This window comes from Neisseria subflava, assembly GCF_024205705.1.
GTDB lineage: Bacteria > Pseudomonadota > Gammaproteobacteria > Burkholderiales > Neisseriaceae > Neisseria > Neisseria subflava_D.
Map to the genome: position 1 here is coordinate 322786 of NZ_CP073115.1, position 20929 is coordinate 343714.

Annotated in this window: 17 protein-coding genes; 10 read left to right on the plus strand and 7 right to left on the minus strand. The window is 51.0% G+C overall.

Annotated features, from left to right (window positions below; all coding sequences use genetic code 11):
* Nucleotides 1-2: 2 nt before the first annotated feature.
* Nucleotides 3-317, plus strand: coding sequence for a ribosome hibernation-promoting factor, HPF/YfiA family (gene hpf / locus KCG54_RS01545; protein ID WP_049335299.1), 315 nt, complete (start codon nt 3-5; stop codon nt 315-317).
* Nucleotides 318-390: 73 nt separating this feature from the next.
* Here hpf and KCG54_RS01550 read toward each other — a convergent pair whose 3' ends face one another.
* Together KCG54_RS01550 and pgi are read right to left on the minus strand one after the other, a co-directional pair.
* Entirely contained in the window at nt 391-1668 is a 1278-nt protein-coding gene (locus tag KCG54_RS01550; protein WP_254324440.1) for an AmpG family muropeptide MFS transporter, read from the minus strand.
* Between the two features lie 205 nt (nt 1669-1873).
* A complete protein-coding gene (gene pgi, locus KCG54_RS01555; protein ID WP_254324441.1) occupies nt 1874-3514 on the minus strand; it encodes a glucose-6-phosphate isomerase in 1641 nt (546 codons plus the stop codon).
* Nucleotides 3515-3765: 251 nt separating this feature from the next.
* On the opposite strand from pgi, the gene KCG54_RS01560 reads away from it, so the two are divergent.
* The 7 genes from KCG54_RS01560 (at nt 3766) to KCG54_RS01590 (ending at nt 13705) form a co-directional block, all read left to right on the plus strand.
* Nucleotides 3766-4809 (plus strand): LacI family DNA-binding transcriptional regulator, encoded by a 1044-nt coding sequence (locus tag KCG54_RS01560; protein WP_254324442.1) that lies wholly within the window; start codon nt 3766-3768, stop codon nt 4807-4809.
* A gap of 197 nt (nt 4810-5006) precedes the next feature.
* The gene (locus tag KCG54_RS01565) at nt 5007-6329 is read left to right on the plus strand and encodes an MFS transporter (protein ID WP_254324443.1); all 1323 of its coding nucleotides are present in this window, start codon (nt 5007-5009) and stop codon (nt 6327-6329) included.
* A 208-nt stretch (nt 6330-6537) separates the two neighbouring features.
* On the plus strand, nt 6538-8841 hold the full coding sequence (gene parC, locus KCG54_RS01570) for a DNA topoisomerase IV subunit A (protein ID WP_254324444.1): 2304 nt from the start codon (nt 6538-6540) through the stop codon (nt 8839-8841).
* Nucleotides 8842-8910: 69 nt separating this feature from the next.
* Nucleotides 8911-10497, plus strand: a complete 1587-nt coding sequence (locus KCG54_RS01575) for a two-component system sensor histidine kinase NtrB (protein ID WP_254324445.1) — start codon at nt 8911-8913, stop codon at nt 10495-10497.
* Nucleotides 10490-12118, plus strand: a complete 1629-nt coding sequence (locus KCG54_RS01580) for a sigma-54-dependent transcriptional regulator (protein ID WP_254324446.1) — start codon at nt 10490-10492, stop codon at nt 12116-12118. The genes KCG54_RS01575 and KCG54_RS01580 overlap by 8 nt, the downstream gene beginning before the upstream one ends.
* 48 nt (nt 12119-12166) lie before the next feature.
* Nucleotides 12167-12919 carry a class I SAM-dependent methyltransferase gene (locus KCG54_RS01585; RefSeq protein ID WP_254324447.1) on the plus strand — a complete coding sequence of 251 codons (753 nt, stop codon included), beginning with the start codon at nt 12167-12169 and terminating at the stop codon, nt 12917-12919.
* Nucleotides 12920-13021: 102 nt separating this feature from the next.
* Nucleotides 13022-13705 (plus strand): 2,3-diphosphoglycerate-dependent phosphoglycerate mutase, encoded by a 684-nt coding sequence (locus KCG54_RS01590; protein WP_003679823.1) that lies wholly within the window; start codon nt 13022-13024, stop codon nt 13703-13705.
* 136 nt (nt 13706-13841) lie between these two features.
* Here the strand turns inward: KCG54_RS01590 and KCG54_RS01595 are convergent, their stop codons facing one another.
* A complete protein-coding gene (locus tag KCG54_RS01595) occupies nt 13842-14633 on the minus strand; it encodes a DsbC family protein (protein ID WP_254324448.1) in 792 nt (263 codons plus the stop codon).
* Between the two features lie 135 nt (nt 14634-14768).
* On the opposite strand from KCG54_RS01595, the gene KCG54_RS01600 reads away from it, so the two are divergent.
* Nucleotides 14769-16958 carry a primosomal protein N' gene (locus KCG54_RS01600; RefSeq protein WP_254324449.1) on the plus strand — a complete coding sequence of 730 codons (2190 nt, stop codon included), beginning with the start codon at nt 14769-14771 and terminating at the stop codon, nt 16956-16958.
* A 79-nt stretch (nt 16959-17037) separates the two neighbouring features.
* Here the strand turns inward: KCG54_RS01600 and KCG54_RS01605 are convergent, their stop codons facing one another.
* The 3 genes from KCG54_RS01605 to KCG54_RS01615 form a co-directional block, all read right to left on the minus strand.
* Complete coding sequence (locus KCG54_RS01605) at nt 17038-17712, minus strand: hypothetical protein (protein WP_004518836.1); 675 nt, start codon at nt 17710-17712, stop codon at nt 17038-17040.
* 335 nt (nt 17713-18047) lie between these two features.
* A complete protein-coding gene (gene erpA, locus KCG54_RS01610) occupies nt 18048-18386 on the minus strand; it encodes an iron-sulfur cluster insertion protein ErpA (RefSeq protein ID WP_003680162.1) in 339 nt (112 codons plus the stop codon).
* Between the two features lie 132 nt (nt 18387-18518).
* The gene (locus KCG54_RS01615; protein ID WP_003680158.1) at nt 18519-19205 is read right to left on the minus strand and encodes a S24 family peptidase; all 687 of its coding nucleotides are present in this window, start codon (nt 19203-19205) and stop codon (nt 18519-18521) included.
* A gap of 261 nt (nt 19206-19466) precedes the next feature.
* Here KCG54_RS01615 and KCG54_RS01620 point away from each other — a divergent pair, with 261 nt between their 5' ends.
* Complete coding sequence (locus tag KCG54_RS01620; protein ID WP_003748371.1) at nt 19467-19742, plus strand: hypothetical protein; 276 nt, start codon at nt 19467-19469, stop codon at nt 19740-19742.
* Between the two features lie 80 nt (nt 19743-19822).
* Here the strand turns inward: KCG54_RS01620 and argC are convergent, their stop codons facing one another.
* Nucleotides 19823-20869, minus strand: a complete 1047-nt coding sequence (gene argC, locus KCG54_RS01625; RefSeq protein WP_254324450.1) for an N-acetyl-gamma-glutamyl-phosphate reductase — start codon at nt 20867-20869, stop codon at nt 19823-19825.
* Between the last annotated feature and the right edge of the window lie 60 nt (nt 20870-20929).

Consider the following 20929-nt stretch of genomic DNA (forward strand, 5'->3'; position numbering starts at 1 on the left):
TCATGAATCTGAAAATCACCGGTCTGAATTTTGATGTTACCGAAGCCATCAAAAACTATGTTTCCGATAAGTTGGCACGAATCAATCGCCATGCTGACAACATCATCTCTGTGACCATTACGCTCTCGGTGGAAAAAGTCAATCAAAAAGCCGAAGCCGATGTGCATTTGGCAGGCAAAGATTTGCACGTTGAAGCGATTGAACAGGATATGTACGCCGCGATTGATGTTTTGATGGATAAGCTTGACCGCGCTGTTTTGAAACATAAAGAAAAAAGCGGTGATGTCCGCAGTACTGTCAAACCTGCTGCCGAATAAAGTTTTTGTATGATAAAGGCCGTCTGAACATTCAGACGGCCTTTTGTTTTACTAGAAGTTTTAGACTGGCAATCTAGTTACTCACTTTTTCGCCATTCCATGGTGCCACTTTAAACAGCAGCAACATGCCCGGTATGCCCAAAGCGAAACACAGCCAGTAGAAATTGAAGTAACCCATCGCTTCAATCAGATAGCCTGCCGTTGCGTTCATGAATGTACGCGGTACGGCAGATAGGCTTGTAAAAAGGGCTAATTGAGTTGCCGTAAATGCTGTATTGGCTTGTTGCGCCATATACGAGACAAACGCTGCTGTGCCTAAGCCGACGCCGATTGCTTCAGCCGCAATTACAACCGCTAAAAAGATTCGTTCCGATGCACCGACATGGTCAAAATGTCCGAAGCTTGCCAGCCATGCAAAGCCTAAAATGGTGACCCACTGTATCAAACCGAATAACCACAGAGCACGATTAACCCCAAGTTTGGTGATCCAAATGCCGCCGATAACGCCAAAAATTACAGCCGGCCATAAACCTGCGTTTTTTCCAATCAGACCAATATCGGTTTTAGAGAAGCCCATATCGAGATAAAACGGTTGAGCCAAAGCAGTTGCCATGCTGTCGCCCAGTTTATACAGCAAGATGAACGCCAAAATAGTCAAAGCCTGCTTCACACTCTGGCGGGTAAAGAAATCGTGAAATGGTTCGATAACGGTTTCTTTTAAGCCTTTGGTTTCAAGAGTTGAGTGATCTGGCTCGCGTGCTATGAACAAGGTCGCAAGTAAACCTGGGATCATAAACAGGGAAGTAATGATGAAGACGGTTGACCAAGGCAATCTGTCGGCCAAAATCAGACTTAATGAGGCCGGAATTAATGAAGAAATACGGTAGGCATTCACATACAGCGAGTTGCCTAATACCAATTCTTCATCTGACAGTACTTCGCGTCGGAATGCATCAATCACAATATCTTGGCTGGCGGAGAAGAATGCTGTAGCACAAGCTAAGCCTAAGATGATGGATAAATGCTCTTGCGGTCGGACAAATGCATAGGAAGCCAAAAGCAATAGGAGTGCTATTTGGGTAATCAGCATCCAACTGCGCCGTAAACCTAAAAATGGCAGGCGTACGGTGTCCAAAAGAGGTGACCAGATGAATTTCCAAGTGTAGGGGAAACCAATCAATGCAAATAGGCCAATGGTTTTCAAATCAATGTGTTCGCTACGCAGCCATGCTGGAATCAGGCTATATAGAAAATAAAGCGGCAACCCCGAAGTGAAGCCTGTGAAAATGCAGATCAGCATTTTGCGCGAAAAAATCTTGCGCCAAGTGCTGGGTTGGGGTGCGGTTGTCATATTGGAATCAATAAAAAAGAAAAGGGATATTGTAGCAAAGATGGGGATATGGCGAATGAACTTCTGCTATCTTTATCGAATAATAAAAGGCCGTCTGAAACTTTGACAAATTAAGTTTCAGACGGCCTTTTGTTGGAATAAGCCGATCGGGTTTTGAAATGTCCGTAAGACAGGCAGATATGCTTGTTTTACGGACATTTTATTTTCAGACGGTCTTCGATGCTGCGTTGCAGTTGCGGTAGAAGGCGATCAGACCGTTGGTGGAGCTGTCGTGTACCGGCGTGCCGCGTTCGAGCTCGGGTTCGATGGTTTTAGCCAGCTCTTTACCGTATTCCACGCCCCATTGGTCGAAGGGGTTAATACGCCAAATTACGCCCTGAACGAAAGTACGATGTTCGTAAGCCGCCATCAGCATGCCGAGGTTGAAAGGCGTCAGGCTGTCGATAAGTAGGCTGTTGCTCGGACGGTTGCCGGGGAATTCTTTCTGCGGTGCAAGGCGGTCGCGTTCGTCTTGGGGCAGGGCGGCCAATTCGATTTGCACTTCGTCTAAGGTCTTGCCTTTCATCAGCGCTTCGGCTTGTGCGAAGGCATTGGCAACGGTAAAGCGGTGTTGGCGGTGGTTGCCGTAGACTGTGGTCATGGGGACGATGAAATCAACCGGAATCAGACGCGTACCTTGGTGCAGAAGCTGGAAGTAGGCATGTTGGCAGTTGACGCCTTCATCACCAAAGACAATGCCGCCGGTGGTGCAGGAAACAGGTTGGCCGTCTGAAGTACGCTGTTTGCCGAGGCTTTCCATATCGAGTTGGTTGAGCCACGGGGTAAAGAGGCGCATGTTGTGGCTGTATGGGACAACGGTTTGGCCGTCTGCATGTTGGAAGTTGTTGTACCAAACATTGATGAGCGCCATCAGGACGGGAATGTTGCGGCGGAATGGTGTCTCGAAGAAATGGGTATCCATCGCGTGTGCGCCGGCCAGCATTTTGCGGAATGCTTTTTCGCCGACGGCAACCATCAGCGGCAGGCCGATGGGCGACCAAACGGAATAGCGGCCGCCGACCCAGTCGGACATGGCGAAGACTTTGTCGGGGGAAATGCCGAAGTTTTGGGCAGCGGCCACATCGGCGGAAATGGCGCAGAAGTGGCGGTAGATGCCGGAATCGGGCAAACCTGCATCACGGTACCAAGTACGCGCTGCATAGGCATTGAGCAGGGTTTCCGGTGTGCGGAATGATTTACTGGCAATGCTGAATACGGTGGTTTCGGGGTTGAGGCCGAGAAGGGTTTGGGTCAGGTCGGCATCATCGGAGTTGCTGACAAAGTGGACGCGGATGTTTTGCCAATAAGGTTGCAGCGCCTGTGTGGCCATGCGCGGCCCTAAATCGGAGCCGCCGATACCGATATGAACCAAGTCGGTAATCGGCTTGCCGGTAATGCCTGCGTGGGTGCCGTCTAGGAGTTGGCGTGCGAATTCGAGGGTGCGGTTGAGTTCGTGATGAATATGGGGCACGATGTTTTCGCCGTCAACGTAAACAGGTCTGGCATTGGCAGGCAGGCGTAGGGCAGTGTGGAGGACGGCGCGGTGTTCGCTGGTGTTGATTTTTTCACCGCTGCTCATGGCCTGCATATATTGCGGCAAATCGGCCGTTTCGGCCAGTTGGCACAATAAATCAAGGGTGTTTTCATCTAGGCGGTTTTTGCTGTAATCAAATAACAAACCGTGCAGAATTTCGTGCATATTATTGAAACGTTCGGCATCTGCGGCGAAGCGTTCGCGCAGGGTAACGTGTTGAGTATCGGCATGATGGGCTTCCAAGGCCTGCCATGCGTCTGAGTATGAGGACATCTCGTTTCCTTAGTATGTAACGGTAAACAAGCAGGGTATCTATTTTCTGCTTTTTATAGTTGTTTGTAGTTTAACAAATTTGCACAACTTTTGGGAGGTGGTAGGGTCGGTTTTGCTTAAGAAATGTATGCAAAATGCAATAGAAATGGTTGATTATCATCAAGTTTCTGTAAAAAAGGGGGTATGACACCGATGTCTGCTGTGTTATCCTATGTAATATTATTGAAATCTTGTCGGGACGGGTCCGTAAGATGGCTACAATTTATGATGTCGCTGCTTATGCCGGGGTATCTCCCAAGACGGTCAGCCGGGTGATTAACGGCGATGCGCCGGTCAGTGATAAAACCCGTTCCAAAGTAGAAACAGCGATTGCTGCTTTGGGCTATATCCCGTCTTCTGCGGCTCGGATTATGCGCTCACACCGTTCCGGATTGGTCGGTCTGATTACCGGCGCCATTTCGCGGACAGGCGAAAATACGGGCGGGCACGGCATACCGGATATGTTCTTGATTAAGGGCATTCAGCAGCAGATTCGCGCACAAGGCAAGATTTTGATGATTGCCGACATCGACAACAAGCCGGGTCAGCCCGGTCAGATGGAGCCGCTGATTCGTACCTTTATGGAGCATCGTGCCGAGGGGATTTTATATGTGGCAGGTTTCCATCAGGAAGTATTGCTGCCGGAAGTGTCCAACCGTTGCCCGATGGTGTTGGTTAACTGCTTCGATTCGGCGGGTACGCCTGCGGTTTTGCCGGATGACGAAGCAGGGCAGTATGGCTTGGTGTGCCGGATTATCCAAAGCGGGCACAAGCGGATTGCTTATGTGACTTTGCAGCCGGGCGTGGAAGCGACGAGATTGAGATTGGCCGGATACCGCCGTGCTTTGGCTGATGCGGATATTGTCTTCGATCCTGATTTGGTGCAAACTGGTTATCCTGACTTCAGTAACGACAGCGGGTCTTTAATTTCGGCTATTTTGAAGCTGCTGTCTTTGCCGCTTCCGCCGACGGTAATTTGCTGCGGTAACGATGAAATGGCAGTGCGCGTGTACGGGATTTTGAGGACGCGCGGCGTGCGGGTTCCCGAGCAAGTTTCGGTTGCCGGATATGATAACCACAGCGCGATTGCGGAAACGCTGTTTCCGCCGTTGACCAGTACAGAACTGCCGTATCTGCGTATGGGCGCGATGGCGGCGGATTTGCTGTTCCAATACATCGAACATCCGACCGGTGCGGTTCAGTCAGTCAAGGTCGTTGGGGAAATCATCTGGCGTCAGTCTGTGATGAATAAATAGTTTCAGACGGCCTGAAAATAAGCTTTAAACAACACAAACACACATCAAAATAAGATTCATGTAAACGGTCAAAATAAAGGCCGTCTGAAAACGGAGTTGCCTCAGTAAAAAGGGCAGCCCAAATACAATAAAAGCGTCATACCGCTGAAATTGGAGTTTGTTGTTTCCATAGTTTATTACCCAGGAGTAGCCTTCCTATGAAAATCTCCCCACAAGTGGCGATGACACTTCGCCAGATTATGCTGATGAACTTCGGTTTCTTCGGTATTCAATATAGCTTCGGGTTGCAGCAAACTGCGATTAATCCGATTTTCAGCTTTCTTCATGCCGACCCGAGCCAGTTGCCGATTTTGAATATGGCAGGTCCGATTACCGGTTTGCTGGTGCAGCCGATGATTGGTGCGATGAGTGACCGCACTTGGGTACCTGGATTGGGCCGCCGCCGTCCGTATTTCTTGATTGGTGCCATCGGTTGCAGCCTCTGTCTCTTTATCTATCCGCACGTTACCGCCTTGTGGGTGGCCGTATTGCTGCTGTGGCTCTTGGACATCAGCAACAACACGGCAATGGAACCTTTCCGTGCCTTTATTGCCGATACCGTTCCTGAACACCAGCAATCCACCGGTTTCTTGATGCAGTCTGTGTTTACCGGTTTGGGTATTACACTGGCCAACGTTTCCCTCTACATCTTCCAACAAATCGGCTGGTTGCAACAAACTTCCGAAGCAGGTATTCCGTATTGGGTATTCGGTTCGTTTTATATTGGTGCGGTCTGCTCCATCGGTTCGGTTTTGGTTACCGTTTTATCAACGGCCGAACGCGAGCCCAGCCCTGAAGAAATGGCGGCCATTAAAGCCCAGCCGAGCGGTCCGGCCCATGCCGTTAAAGATATTATCGTTGCTGTCCGCGAAATGCCGACAGCCCTGTGGCAACTGGCCTTGGTGTATCTCTTCCAATGGTACGCACTCTTCATCTACTGGCAATATATTTCCCATAGTATCGTTCAATCCGTTTGGGATTCGACTGTTGAAAATACCGAAGCGTATAGTCAAGCGGTTGCATGGACCGGTTTGGTAAACGGTTTCTACAACGTTGTAACCTTTATCTCCGCCTTCGGCCTGATGTGGATGGCGCGCAAATATGCCGCCAAATATGTTCACGCCTTCGCCGTAACCCTTGCCGCGCTGGCCTTGCTCACCATTCCGCACATCGGCAACAAATATCTGATGTTTGCGCCGATGATTGGTTTCGGTGTCGGTTGGGCAAGTATGATGGGCGTGCCGTTTATGATTGTGGTCGGTTCTATTCCGAAAGAGCGTTACGGCGTGTACATGGGTATTGTGAACATGATGATTGTGATTCCAATGCTGATTGAAACCGTATCTTTCGGCTGGGTGTACAAAACCTTCTTGGGTTCAAACCCTGCCAACGCGATGACTTTTGCCGGTGTTTTCCTCGCCATCGCCGCCGCGTTGACCTTAACCATTAAAACTGCGGCCAAACCGGCTACTGCGGAATAATAAAGTTTTGATTTAATACCAAAATGAAAAGGCCGTCTGAAACATGAAATGGTTTCAGACGGCCTTTTTTGTCGAAACGGATTCCATTTGCAGACCTGATTCGGTAAGCCTTATTGTTGCTGTGCTACCGTTCATCACTCAAATTGGCTATGACTACCGATTTTGCTTTACAATATCCTTCTTTAATTTATTTCGTTTTACCATCCTGATGACAGAACACATTTCCGCTCCAAGCCCATCTCCTATCGGCGAAGACTACCTGCTGTTAGGGCAATACGCCGAACGCGCCTATCTCGAATACGCCATGAGCGTGGTCAAAGGCCGCGCGCTGCCTGAAGTTTCAGACGGCCAAAAGCCTGTGCAGCGGCGTATTTTGTTTGCCATGCGCGATATGGGTTTGACGGCGGGTGCGAAGCCGGTGAAGTCGGCGCGCGTGGTCGGTGAGATTTTGGGTAAATATCACCCTCACGGCGACAGTTCTGCCTATGAAGCGATGGTCCGCATGGCGCAGGATTTTACCTTGCGCTATCCCTTAATCGACGGCATCGGCAACTTCGGTTCGCGCGACGGCGACGGAGCGGCGGCGATGCGTTACACCGAAGCACGGCTGACGCCGATTGCGGAATTGCTGTTGTCCGAAATCAATCAGGGGACGGTGGATTTTGTGCCGAACTACGACGGCGCGTTTGACGAGCCTGTACACCTGCCAGCACGTCTGCCTATGGTCTTGCTCAACGGCGCGTCGGGCATCGCGGTGGGCATGGCGACCGAAATCCCATCACACAATTTAAACGAAGTCACGCAGGCAGCGATTGCGCTGTTGAAGAAACCGACGCTGGAAACCGCCGACCTGATGCAATACATCCCTGCGCCCGATTTTGCCGGCGGCGGCCAAATTATCACGCCGGCGGACGAATTGCGCCGGATTTACGAAACCGGCAAAGGCAGCGTGCGTGTGCGTGCGCGTTACGAAATCGAGAAGCTGGCGCGCGGACAATGGCGCGTGATTGTGACCGAGCTGCCGCCGAACGCCAACTCCGCCAAAATCCTTGCCGAAATCGAAGAGCAGACCAACCCGAAACCGAAAGCAGGCAAGAAACAGCTCAACCAAGACCAGCTTAATACCAAAAAGCTGATGCTGGATTTAATCGACCGCGTGCGCGACGAATCAGATGGCGAACATCCTGTGCGCCTTGTATTTGAACCAAAATCCAGCCGCATCGATACGGATACCTTCATCAACACGCTGATGGCACAGACTTCGCTGGAAGGCAATGTGTCCATGAACTTGGTGATGATGGGGCTGGACAACCGCCCCGCGCAGAAAAACCTGAAAACGATTTTGCAGGAATGGCTGGATTTCCGCGTCGTGACCGTAACACGCCGTCTGAAATTCCGTTTGAACCAAGTGGAAAAACGGCTGCACATCCTTGAAGGCCGTCTGAAAGTCTTTCTGCACATTGACGAAGTGATTAAAGTCATCCGCGAATCAGACGACCCGAAAGCCGATTTGATGGCGGCGTTCGGGCTGACCGAAATTCAAGCCGAAGACATTTTGGAAATCCGCCTGCGTCAGTTGGCGCGTTTGGAAGGTTTCAAACTCGAAAAAGAATTGAACGAGTTGCGCGAAGAACAAGGCCGTCTGAATATCCTTTTGGGCGACGAAAACGAAAAACGCAAGCTGATTATCAAAGAGATGCAGGCGGACATGAAGCAGTTCGGCGACGCGCGCCGCACACTGGTGGAAGAAGCCGGACGCGCCGTGTTGACGCAAACTACTGCCGACGAACCCATCACGCTGATTCTGTCGGAAAAAGGCTGGATACGCAGCCGTGCCGGACACAACCTCGATTTGAGCCAAACCGCGTTCAAAGAAGGCGACCGCCTCAAACAAACCCTTGAAGGCCGCACTGTTTTACCCGTTGTCATCTTGGATTCATTGGGCAGAACCTACACGCTCGATGCCGCCGAAATCCCCGGCGGACGCGGCGATGGAGTGCCGGTTTCATCTTTAATCGAGCTGCAAAATGGCGCGAAACCTGTCGCCATGCTCACCGGCCAGCCCGAACAGCATTACTTGCTTTCAGGCAGCGGCGGCTACGGCTTTATCACCAAGTTGGCCGATATGGTCGGACGCGTGAAAGCGGGTAAAGTGGTGATGACCGTGGACAGCGGCGAAACCGTCCTGCCGCCGGTTGCCGTCTATGCTTCTTCGCTGATCAATCCCGACTGCAAAGTCGTACTGGCCAGCAGCGACCACCGCCTCTTGGCGTTTTCCATCGGCGAGCTTAAAGTCATGCCTAAAGGCCGCGGTTTGCAGCTGATGTCGTTGGCTGATGGTGCATCTTTGGAACACATTATGGTGACGACTTCTCCTGAATTTACCGTTGTATCGGTCGGCCGACGCGGTGCAGAACATCAGGAAAAACTGCGTATTGCCGATATTGACGGCAAACGCGGTAAAAAAGGCAAGGTATTGGAAATATCAGGCCGTCTGAAAAGTTTGTCCTGAAACAAGAACAAATATATCTAAATAAATTAAATTTATACGACATTGCATGATAATAAAAAAGGTTCACTTATGAACAGAGCCAATCTTCAAGAACTGGGTAATCTGAGGGAGCGGATTCCCGGTGTAATCAACATTGCCCGAATAGCCATCGTCTTACCGCTTTTGGTTTTGCACGCTTTCGGCAGCTACACAGGCGGCAACCTGATTGGCGTTTCGTTGCCGGACGTTGAGTTTTATATCTGGGTAACGCTGTATTTCTTCCTGATTATGCTCTCCGTGTTCCGCCCGGGCTGGCAGTGGCAGTCTTTGGATTTACCCAATGCCAGCGCTGTGGTCGACATTACCATGATGATGGTTTTGGTGTATATCTCCGGCGGTACGGCTTCCGGTTTCGGGATTTTGGTTTTGCCGTTTGTCGCCACGTCGTGTCTGCTCAGTTATGGCCATTACCCCATGCTGTATGCAGGCTATACGGCAATGTTGTTTATTTTGAACCTGTTTTTAGACGGCAGTATGCGTTTCGATTCGTTTAATTGGGACGCAAAATCAATGGTGAATTCTTCGATGCTGATCGGCGCAGGCTATCTGGTGGCAATGCTGACATCGTTTGCTGCCCGTTATCTGGAGCAGGCCACAGAGTCCGCCAGCCGTCATCAACTGGCCTACCGCCGTATCAGCGGCTTGAATCATTTGGTTTTGAACCGCGTACAGGAAGCGGTTGTGGTGATTGATGCGACCCAACGCGTGTGGCTGTTTAACAAGCAGGCAAAAATCTATTTCCCCAGCCTGATTATCGATCAGCAGGAAATCGTGTTTGGCGAATTGGTGGCACGCTGGCAGCGTCAACCCGACAAACCTTTTGAAACCGATATCCATATTTTCCAACACGCCATGCACGTCCGTGCCGTTCCGCTGATTCAGGAGCAGACCGAGCTGCTGATGCTGTACGTCCGTTCATTGCGTGAAGTGGCTGCGGAGGCCATGTCCACCAAGCTGACTTCGCTCGGACAGTTGACTGCCAACCTTGCTCACGAAATCCGTAATCCGATGTCCGCCATCCGTCATGCCAGCGATTTGTTGCAAGAGGGCGATGAGGCAGATCCGCTCAAGGCCAAGCTCTACAACATCATCGACAGCAATATCCAACGCATCGACAAGATGTTGGAAGACGTATCCCTGCTTAACAAACGAGACAACATCAGCCGCCAGCCGATTAATCTGATGAAATTCTGGTTAGAGTTCAAGCAGGAATTTACCTTGAACAATCCCGATGCCATCGGCTGTTTGCGCATGAATATGGACGGCAACAACCTGACCGTATTGGTCGATCCTATGCATTTGCAGCAAGTGATGTGGAACTTGTGCAACAATGCGTGGCGACACAGCCGTCAGGACGAAAACGCCATTACCGTCCTTATCCGTTCAAGCGGCAGGATGCATATTTCCATCGTAGTGGCGGACAACGGCAAAGGCGTGCCACCCGATGTACGAAATCATTTGTTCGAGCCGTTTTACACCACCGAAAAACAAGGCACCGGCTTGGGGCTTTACGTCGCACGCGAGTTGGCACACGCCAATATGGGGCAGCTGCATTATCACCCTGAAATGAACGGGTTTGAATTGATTTTACCGAAGGAGCAAGCGCAGGATGAATAAATTGCAAGAGCCGGTTTTGGTTGTCGATGACGAGGCAGACATCCGCGACCTGATGGAAATGACCCTGATGAAAATGGGTCTGCGCGTCGATACTGCGGCTGGTGTTGAAGAAGCCAAAGACAGGCTGGACAACAACGATTATTCGCTGGTGTTGACCGATATGCGTATGCCCGACGGCTCGGGTCTCGAGGTTGTCCAATACATTGATGAACTGATGCTCGACACACCCGTCGCCGTGATTACGGCCTTCGGCAATGCCGACCAAGCCGTTGAAGCCTTGAAAGCAGGGGCGTTTGATTATCTGCAAAAACCGATTACGCTGTCGCAATTGCGTTCATTGGTCAAATCGGCAGTATCGGTTTCCGATAATACTGCCGAACCCACGCCGTCTGAAAAAGTCAAATCGCAGCCTGCGCCTGTTTCTGCCGCCCTGTATAAACCCGAACCTCAACCGGCCAAGCCTATCGTTACGCCTCCTAAGAGCGTACAGAGCGAATTTAACCGGCCTTTGACTGTTCCGGAAGGGCTCAATTCCTTAAAAGAGCGTTTTTCGGCAGGCAGCATCAATCCTGCTCTGCAACAAGACGCACCTATATTGGAAGGCGAGGACGATATGCCGCGCCTGTTGGGTACTTCGCCGCAAATGGTCGAAGTACGCCACCTGATTCGCAGATTGGCCCACAGCCTTGTTCCCGTTTATATCTCCGGCGAGTCCGGTACGGGTAAAGAGCAGGCGGCGCGCACGATTCACGAGCTGTCCGACCGTGCCGACAAACCGTTTATTGCCGTCAACTGCGGTGCCATTCCTGAAAACCTGATGGAAAGCGAATTTTTCGGTTATAAAAAAGGCAGCTTTACCGGCGCGGATCAAGACCGTTTAGGTTTTTTCCAACACGCTGACGGCGGTACTTTGTTCCTTGACGAAGTTGCCGATTTGCCGCTTGCCATGCAGGTTAAACTCTTGCGCGCCATTCAAGAAAAAGCCGTGCGCCGTATCGGCGATGCGCGGGAAACCTTTGTGGATGTGCGCATTATTTGTGCAACCCATAAAAACCTCGAAGCATTGGTTGAAAGCGGCGCATTCCGTCAGGACTTGTATTACCGCCTTAACGTAGTCTCCCTGCACATGCCGCCTTTGCGCGAAATGCGCGAAGACTTGGGCGCGCTGATTTTGTATCTGCTGTATAAACACCGTCACGGCAATCAAACCTACAAACTCAGCCCGAAAGCCCAAGAAGCCCTGTTGCATTACAGCTACCCCGGCAACTTCCGCGAGTTGGAAAATATCCTCGAACGCGCCGTTGCGCTGACGGTTGGCCAAGTGATACAAGTGGACGACTTGCAGATTCAAAACGCCCCACAAGTTAAGGCTGAACGCAGTGGCTTCTCCTTTGACGATATTGCCGAACCTGACGCGCGTGAAACTACGCTCAATCACAGTCCCATTCCGCCGTTTGATCCGCGCACCATGCAGATACAGGATTACCTCGACCAAGTGGAACGCAGTATCATCGAGCAGGCTTTGCAGCAAACCCGTTACAACCGTACCCAAGCCGCCAAACTTTTGGGCATCAGCTTCCGCTCCATGCGCTACCGCATGGAACGCTTGGACATCAATTAAAACGTTCAGACGGCCCAAGTTTTCAAGGCCGTCTGAAACATAAGCCTTATGTACAAGATTTATTTTGACGAAACCGCATCTGCCGAACTTCGCAGCCTTGCCGCGCCTTTCGGGCTGACCGTTATCGACCGGCAGCCTAAGGAAGGCAGTTTCCTTATTGCTGACGAAAGCGGCATCAGCTTGTGCCGCGCCGGTGAAAAAGGCCGTGTCCGCGTTGATTTTGATGGCGGTGCCGCCCATTACCGGCGCACTAAAGGCGGCGGCGAGTTGATTGCCAAAGCCGTCAACCACACTGCGCAACCGACTGTCTGGGACGCTACCGGCGGACTGGGACGCGACAGCTTCGTGCTTGCCTCGTTGGGTTTGAATGTACAAACTTTTGAACAAAATCCTGCCGTTGCCTGTCTACTTTCAGACGGCCTCAACAGGGCAGGGCAAAGTGAAGAGGCACGGGAGATTGCCCAACGCATTACTTTGCACTTCGGCAATGCCGTTGATTTAATGCAGGAATTGGCAACGCAAAACGGCAGGCCCGATGTGGTGTACCTAGACCCAATGTATCCGGAACGCCGCAAAACCGCCGCCGTGAAAAAAGAAATGGCTTACTTTCACGACTTGGTCGGCGCGGCACAAGATGAAGCCGAGTTGTTGGACGCAGCGTTGAATACCGCCAAAAAACGCATTGTCGTCAAACGCCCACGCTTGGGCGAATTTCTCGACGGGCGCAAACCTGCTTATCAATACACAGGCAAAAGCACGCGTTTTGACGTTTACCTTCCGACAAGGCCGTCTGAAGACTAGAAGCAAACTTGCAACATATCAAAAGAAACCGCCGGCGTTATCAGCGCGGCGGCAAAGTGTGATATAAATACCCTTTCCCAAACTTTATTGGAGCAAACTATCATGGAATTAGTATTCATCCGTCACGGACAAAGCGAATGGAACGCGAAAAACCTTTTCACCGGCTGGCGCGACGTCAAGCTGAGCGAGCAAGGTTTGGCAGAAGCCGCGGCAGCAGGTAAAAAGCTGAAAGAGAAGGGCTATGAGTTCGACATCGCCTTTACCTCCGTTCTGACCCGTGCCATCAAAACCTGTAACATCGTTTTGGAAGAATCCGACCAACTGTTTGTTCCACAAATCAAATCATGGCGTTTGAACGAGCGCCACTACGGCCAGCTGCAAGGTATGGATAAAAAACAAACCGCAGAAAAATACGGCGACGAACAAGTCCACATCTGGCGCCGCAGCTACGATACCCTGCCTCCGCTGCTTGATCCTAAAGACCCTCACTCCGCCCACAACGACCGCCGCTATGCCAACCTGCCTAGCGATGTCGTACCTGATGGCGAAAACCTCAAAGTTACCCTCGAGCGCGTCCTGCCTTTCTGGGAAGACCAAATCGCTCCGGCCATCTTGAGCGGCAAACGTGTATTGGTTGCGGCACACGGCAACTCCCTGCGTGCGTTGGCCAAACACATCGAAGGCATTTCCGACGAAGACATCATGGGCTTGGAAATCCCAACCGGTCAGCCGCTGGTGTACAAATTGGATGAAAACCTGAAAGTAATTGAAAAATTCTACCTGTAAGGTAAAGGGAAAAAGGACGTGTTGGACACGTCCTTTTTTGTACTTGTCAGTATCGAGGCCGTCTGAAGGCAGTTGATGGCGGGCGACATGAAAAAAAGGACGCGTAGAGCGTCCTTTATGGAGATTAAACCCTGTATTACTGGTTTTTCTCGATGATTTCTTTGAGGTGAGGCATAGGGCTGTAACCGCTTTGGCTGCGGCCGTTAGGGAAGACCACGGTCGGTGTGCCGTTGAAGCCGAATTGTTCGCCCAATGAAGTGGTTTCCGCAACAGGGTTTTCGCAGTTTGCTTTGCCGCTTGGGAGTTTGCCTTTACGCATCCAGTCGATCCATGCTTGGGTCGGATTAGGCTGACACCACAACAGCTCGGCTTTGCGCGCAGCATCAGGGTGCAGGCTTGGAATCGGCATCATGAAGGTATAAATCGTGATGTCGGTCATTTTTTCAAATTCATGCTCCAAGCGTTTGCAGTACGGGCAGTCCGGATCGGAGAAAACAGCGACTTTCAGTTTGCCGTTGCCGCGCACTTCTTTGATGGCTTTGTCCAAAGGCAGGGAAGCGAAGTCGATTTTGTTCAAATCGGCGGCGCGTTCTTCAGTCAGGCTTTGGCGCGTGTTGACGTTGATGAGGTCGCCAACGAGCATATAGTCGCCTTTGGCATCGGTATAGATGATTTGTTTGCCGCTGACGACAACTTCGTAAATGCCTTTAATCGGTGTTTCATTGACGCTCAAAACTTTCAAATCTTGGGCGGCATAGACTTTTTCCAGACGCGCTTTTAAAGAAGCGGCAATGGATTTGTCGGCAGGCGCTTCCGCTTTGGCAGCCGGAGCAGGCGCCGCGTTGGCGTTGGATACTGCAGGTTGACCGCATGCCAACAAAGGAAGGACGGCAAACGGTGTTAAGATTTTGATTAACTTGGTTTTCATGCGAGAGACTTGCGTGTGTTAAAAGTAAGGCATTGTATCAAACCTCTGTCATGTCTGCATTGTACTCAGGCTCAAATTATCGTCTGAAAATAGCTTTCGGCTGTTAAAATACGAAAAAATGATTTGATTGTTTGTATGTTCTATCACCGTATTGCCGTAAACGTGCCGCTTTCAGACGGCCTTTTGACTTATTCCCATTCCGAGCCTCTTCCTCCGGGAACGCGGGTGCTTGTGCCTTTTCGCAATAAAACCGTTGTCGGGATTGTGTGGGAAACGGATATTGCGCCCGATATGGATACGGCGCGGATTTTGAGCGTTCAGACGGCCTTTGTAGAAGAAAATCCGTTGCCTCAAAGCTGGCGTGATTTGTTGGCGTTTACGTCGCGTTATTACCACTATCCGACCGGGCAGGCGGTGTTTGCCGCGCTGCCGCAGGGTTTGAAGGAAACGCGCGCGGTGGAAATGCCGCAGCCGCCGTTGTTTTACGCGCTGAACGAAGCGGGCAGGGCGCAAACGCCGCCGCCGGCTCGGTTCAACAAAAAAGCGGCTTTGTGGGACGCACTGCTGTCGGGCGGAATGACAATGGCGGCGTTGAAGCAGGTGAACGCGCAGGCAGCGAAATTAATCGAAGATTGGGTGGAGCAGGGTTGGATTAAAACAACGGAAGCGGCAAAGCCTGTATTGAGGTCGTGCCACGGGCAGGCTTCGCACTCTGAATTTGTATTAAATGCCGACCAGCAGAAGGCTTCCGATGAAATTCAGACGGCCTTTGGTAAATTTCAGCCGTTTTTGCTGTACGGCATCACCGGCAGTGGCAAGACTGAAGTTTATTTTGATGTGATGGCGAAAGTGTTGGCGCAGGGACGGCAGGTGTTGTTTTTGTTGCCCGAAATCAACCTCACGCCGCAGCTTTTGAAGCGTGTGGAAAACCGTTTTGCCGACATACCGACCGCCGTGTTGCACAGCCAGATGGCGGCAGGCAGGCGTACGCAGGATTATCTGCGCGCGATGTTGGGGCAGGCGAAGCTGGTGATCGGCACGCGGCTGGCGGTGTTCACGCCTTTGCCTGATGTCGGTTTGATTGTGGTCGATGAGGAACACGACGGCTCGTTTAAGCAGGATAACGAATTGCGCTACCATGCCCGCGATTTGGCGGTGTGGCGGGCGAAGCAGAGCGGCTGCCCCATCGTATTGGGTAGCGCCACGCCCAGCTTGGAGAGTTGGCACAAGGCGCAAAGCGGCGCCTACCGCCTGTTGCAATTGACCGAGCGCGCCCATGCTTCCGCGCAACTGCCGCAAGTAGAAATTCTCAACGTAGGCCGTCTGAAACTCGACAACGGCTTCTCGCCGCAAGCCTTGCAGCTTTTGAAACAGAACTTTGAAGCGGGCGGCATGTCGTTGGTGTACCTCAACCGTCGCGGCTTCGCGCCCGCATTATTTTGCGGCGACTGCGGCCATACCTTCGGCTGCCCGAACTGCTCCGCCAAAATGGTGCTGCACCAACGCGCCCGTCAACTGCGCTGCCACCACTGCGACCACCGCGAACCCATTCCGTACAAATGCCCCGACTGCGGCAACCAAGACTTGACCGCCGTCGGCCACGGCACGCAGCGCGTCGAAGAAACCCTGCGCGCCTTTCTCCCTAAAGCAACCATCGTCCGCGTTGACAGGGACAGCACTGCGCACAAAAACGATTGGGCGGATTTGTACCGCCGCATTGCCGACAACGAAATCGACATTCTGGTCGGCACGCAGATGCTCGCCAAAGGTCATGATTTCGCGCGGCTCAACCTTGTTATTGTATTGAACGCCGACGGCAGCCTGTATAGCGCGGACTTTCGTGCGCCGGAAAGGCTGTTCGCCGAGCTGATGCAAGTGTCCGGCAGGGCGGGGCGCGCCGACAAACCCGGCAAGGTGTTGATACAGACGCAACTGCCCGAGCATCCCGTCTTCGCCGCCGTCAAAGCGCAGGACTACGCCGTATTTGCCGAAAACGAATTGAACGAGCGGCAAATGTTTACTATGCCGCCCTTCGGTTTTCAGACGGCCGTCCGTGCCGATGCGCCGCGTGTTGCTGATGCGATGGAATTTCTCAACGCCGCCAAAGAAACCCTTGCCCCGCTGTTGCCCGAAAGCGTCTCACAGTTCGGCGCCGCCCCGATGCTGATGGTTCGCCTCGCCGAACGCGAACGCGCGCAAATTTTCCTCGAATCAACATCCCGACAGGATTTGCACCGCGCCGTGAGTTTGTGGGTGCAGGTGTTGCAGCAAAATCGCGACGGTAAAATCAGATGGTCGGTGGATGTTGATGTGCAAGAGGCTTGATTGGAATGATTCAATCGATAAGGAAATAAAAGGCCGTCTGAAAATCTGTTTTCAGACGGCCTTAAGTTTTTGAATCAGTTTAGAAGAATTTTGCAGCGATATAGCCGAGTGCAAGCAGGCTCAAAACGGCGAATACGATAGCCATTGTAAGCAGAAACTGTGTTTTCTTCCTCGCTGCAAGTGCGGCCAACTCAGGATTTTGGCCTAACTCTTCGCGTAATTGGGATTCCAATTCGGCGCGGATTTTTTTGCGCAGCTTTTTCTCTTCCTGCTCACGTTCGTATTTGAGCTTGTGGGCAATTTCAGTTTGTTTTTTATGCTCGAAAGAGATTTTTTCCTGCCATTCAATGCGCTTGCGCTGGATAGCCAGCTCATTTTTCTCTGTCAAATCAAAGTGGCAGGTTTTACATTCCTGTGCGTCTAATTCGTCAATAATCGTCATGCAGACGGGGCATTGGATAGGGTCGGGAGTGTTGACTGCCAACACGGGTTCTTCTTCAACCGCTTCCAATTCCATAGCCTGACGGACGATCACGTCCAAACCCAAATAGCTGAAGTAATGCTGCGCATTTTCGCGCTCGTCTTGGGTGCATTTCTCGGCCACAATGGCTTGCGGACGCTCAGCCAAGGCTTGAATCAGGCTCTCGACTTCGTTTTCAGGCAGGTTGTCATACAGGCAGGCATGGATGCGTTCCCTATCCGTGTTCGGCGGATAGGAAACGTATACGTCGAAAAATTTTTCTTGTTTGCTCATTGATATCCCATGAGTATTTCGACTGCGTCAACCAAATGGGTTTAGCCTAAGGTTTTGTTATTGTGTTTGAGCTGTTTTGGCTTATGATACGAGCCGGAACAGAGGCTGCAGTCTCAGGCAGACCAAGTACGGTTTGCCTTCGTGTCGTTAATCGGCTGGACAATAAATTTTTATTTATATGGCAATATGTATGTCCAATGTTATGTCTATTGTAGAGTAAATATTCACGCCCGATATTATTATTATAAGATAAATCCAATATTGTTTAAAATAAATTCACACAAAAGGCCATCTGAAGATACAGACGGCCTGTTTTTCATGAAGAAACGGATTGTTTATACGGAGAAGGACGAGCCGCAACCGCAAGTCGTTTCGGCATTCGGATTGCGGATGACGAATTGAGAACCTTGCAGGCTTTCGGTGTAGTCGATTTCCGCACCAACCAGATATTGGTAGCTCATCGGGTCAACCAAGAACGTCAGGCCGTTTTTCTGGATTTCAAAATCGTCGTCGTTTTTGATTTCATCAAAGGTAAAACCATATTGGAAGCCGGAGCAACCGCCGCCGTTGACGAATACGCGCAATTTCAAATCGGGATTGTTCTCTTCGGCGATCAGGTCGGCAACTTTGGTGCAGCAGCTGTCAGTAAAGATAATAGGGCTTTCGTCTGACATGATGTGATTCCTTTTATATGAATATTTTTACTATTGTCGCGCAAACCGTTAGTCAAGGCAAGTTTGTGCAGACAGGGTCTGCCAGCTTACATGGAGGGCATGGCAGAAATTTCAAGCACCAGTATGTCAGATTTAGATGCTTCTGCCAAACCATTCTACACGGCCGATGATGGCAACGTCGTCGGTCGGGTTTTTCAAGTCGATTTCAAAAGTAGGGTAGGCTTCGTTGGCGGAAATGACGTTGACGATGCCGCCGGGTATCAGTTGCAGGCGTTTGACTAAAAGGTTTTCGTTGAGGCGCAAAACATAGAGGCCGTCGCGCGGCGTGGTTTGGCCGTGGTTGATGAGGATGGTGTCGCCATCATTAAGCACGCCTTCCATCGAGTCGCCTTTGACTGAGATAACGGAAAGGTTTTTGATGTCGCGCGTCACATAATTTTCTATCCAATAGCGTCGGAACGCCATGGCGAACATGGGCTGTTCATCGCCGACGAGCTGGCCGTGTCCGGCCGCTGCTTGGATGTCGTAACGCGGTACGAAGACAAATTCGTCTATATCGACAGGGTTGCCCAGTGTGTCGGTTGCCGTGGCTTTTGGGGCTTCGGAATCGGGGAAGGGAGAACCTTCGCCTGTCAAAAGCCAGTCTATGCTACAGCCTTTAAGTTGTTTGATTTTTTTTAGCGTTTCCGATTTCGGCAGGCCGCCTTCGTTCCAGATACGGCTGAATCCGGCGATGGTCATATCGATGTCGGCGGCAATTTTGGCTTGGCGGGCTTCATCTTTCCATAAGAAAGCCAGGCGGTCTTTAAAGGTATCCATGTTTATGCCTTTATGGAGGTATGTTTTTTATATGGTTTGGACGATTTGAGTGTATTTTACCTTAGTTTTTATAAAATTGTAAGAAAAAAATTACTCAATCTAAGAAAAAGTATTGCATATTTTATTTTTTCTTAGTATTATTCGTTTTGTCTTAGATAAATCGATATTTCTAGTTTTATATTTGATTTTTCTTAGTTTAGTTTTATTTGGTTTAGTTTTTCTGATTTAAACCTGCTATATGATTATGATGAGAGGTGTGAAATGACTCGTTCGCGTAAAAATATTTTTTGGGTGCTGCTGGCGTTGGTGCTGGGTTTTTTTGCCCTGCCTTTCGGATCTTCGGAAGCGCATGAAGCGGACGGTAATTTGACGGCTTCGGAATGCGAACGCTTGGGCAGCTTGAGTTTGGATCAGATGGACGGCAGGCTGCTGGCTTTTGCGAAAGAATGCGATATGGTGGAGGCTACCCACGATTGGGAGCAACAGTACGGCAACTTGAATGAAGAAGAAATGCTTGCCGGCGTGGTGTATGAGTGATGTTTGTGAATGAATCGATAAAGGCCGTCTGAACGATCAAAGTTTCAGACGGCCTTGTGTTTTTAATAAGGATGGCTGGCTTAAGGCATTAATGGTGCATTAGTCAGGCCGGTGGTTTCGGGCAGGCCGAACATAATGTTCATATTCTGCACGGCTTGACCGGCTGCGCCTTTAACCAAGTTGTCGATGACGGAAAGAACAATCCACACATCGTCTTGTTCGGGCGCTCTTTGAACACTGATACGGCAAAGGTTGGCGCCGCGCACGCTGCGGGTTTCAGGTGTCGAACCTGAAGGCAAAATATCGACAAAAGGACTGTCGCGGTAGTATTCGCGCAACAAAGCTTCAGGATCGGTATGTTCTTGCAGGTGCAGATACAGGGTGGCGTGCATACCGCGTATCATCGGAACAAGGTGTGGCACGAAAATCAGGCCGTCTGAAACATGGTCTTGCAGTCCGGACAGGGTTTGTCGGATTTCAGGCAGATGGCGGTGGCCGCCGACGCCGTAGGCTTTGAAGTTATCGCCAGCTTCGCACAACAGGGCATGGGTACTGGCTTTGCGGCCTGCACCGGAAACACCGGATTTACAGTCGGCAATCAGAGGCGCGTTGGCTTTCAGACGGCCAGCCTGAAGCAGTGGCAATAAGGGCAGGGAAACGCAGGTAGGGTAGCAGCCCGGATTGGCCACCAACATGGCTTTGGCGATGTCGTCTTTGTAAAGTTCGCACAAGCCGTACACTGCTTGGGAAACGAGTTGCGGCGCAGCATGGGTCATTTTGTACCATTTTTCCCATGTGGGGATGTCGCGGATGCGGAAGTCGGCAGACAGGTCAATCACGCGTACGCCTTTTTCGACAAGGGACGGTGCTTCTTTCATGGCTACGCCGTTGGGCGTAGCGAAGAATACGAGGTCGCAACGGTCAAGCCCGGCATCTTCAGGCGTTTGGAATGCAAGGTCGTAAATGCCGCGCAGGCTGGGAAAGTAGTCGGCAACCGCAATACCGGCTTCGCTTCGGCTGGTGACGGTAGTGACTTCTGCGTTGGGGTGGCTGCTGAGCAGGCGCAACAATTCAACGCCTGTGTAACCGGTTGCACCAACGATACCAATTTTAATTTTTGTGGTCATGGTGTGGCTCCTTTGTAGAGGTAACAATGCATTTGATTATATAGTAATTAATTGCCGTCG

Coding starts and splice junctions, on each gene's coding strand:
- KCG54_RS01605 (WP_004518836.1), bottom strand. CDS start 17,712: ATGAGCAAACAAGAAAAATTTTTCGACGTATACGTTTCCTATCCGCCG.
- KCG54_RS01575 (WP_254324445.1), top strand. CDS start 8,911: ATGAACAGAGCCAATCTTCAAGAACTGGGTAATCTGAGGGAGCGGATT.
- erpA (WP_003680162.1), bottom strand. CDS start 18,386: ATGTCAGACGAAAGCCCTATTATCTTTACTGACAGCTGCTGCACCAAA.
- KCG54_RS01580 (WP_254324446.1), top strand. CDS start 10,490: ATGAATAAATTGCAAGAGCCGGTTTTGGTTGTCGATGACGAGGCAGAC.
- KCG54_RS01615 (WP_003680158.1), bottom strand. CDS start 19,205: ATGGATACCTTTAAAGACCGCCTGGCTTTCTTATGGAAAGATGAAGCC.
- pgi (WP_254324441.1), bottom strand. CDS start 3,514: ATGTCCTCATACTCAGACGCATGGCAGGCCTTGGAAGCCCATCATGCC.
- KCG54_RS01585 (WP_254324447.1), top strand. CDS start 12,167: ATGTACAAGATTTATTTTGACGAAACCGCATCTGCCGAACTTCGCAGC.
- KCG54_RS01590 (WP_003679823.1), top strand. CDS start 13,022: ATGGAATTAGTATTCATCCGTCACGGACAAAGCGAATGGAACGCGAAA.
- KCG54_RS01550 (WP_254324440.1), bottom strand. CDS start 1,668: ATGACAACCGCACCCCAACCCAGCACTTGGCGCAAGATTTTTTCGCGC.
- KCG54_RS01565 (WP_254324443.1), top strand. CDS start 5,007: ATGAAAATCTCCCCACAAGTGGCGATGACACTTCGCCAGATTATGCTG.
- KCG54_RS01620 (WP_003748371.1), top strand. CDS start 19,467: ATGACTCGTTCGCGTAAAAATATTTTTTGGGTGCTGCTGGCGTTGGTG.
- KCG54_RS01595 (WP_254324448.1), bottom strand. CDS start 14,633: ATGAAAACCAAGTTAATCAAAATCTTAACACCGTTTGCCGTCCTTCCT.
- hpf (WP_049335299.1), top strand. CDS start 3: ATGAATCTGAAAATCACCGGTCTGAATTTTGATGTTACCGAAGCCATC.
- KCG54_RS01600 (WP_254324449.1), top strand. CDS start 14,769: ATGTTCTATCACCGTATTGCCGTAAACGTGCCGCTTTCAGACGGCCTT.
- KCG54_RS01560 (WP_254324442.1), top strand. CDS start 3,766: ATGGCTACAATTTATGATGTCGCTGCTTATGCCGGGGTATCTCCCAAG.
- parC (WP_254324444.1), top strand. CDS start 6,538: ATGACAGAACACATTTCCGCTCCAAGCCCATCTCCTATCGGCGAAGAC.
- argC (WP_254324450.1), bottom strand. CDS start 20,869: ATGACCACAAAAATTAAAATTGGTATCGTTGGTGCAACCGGTTACACA.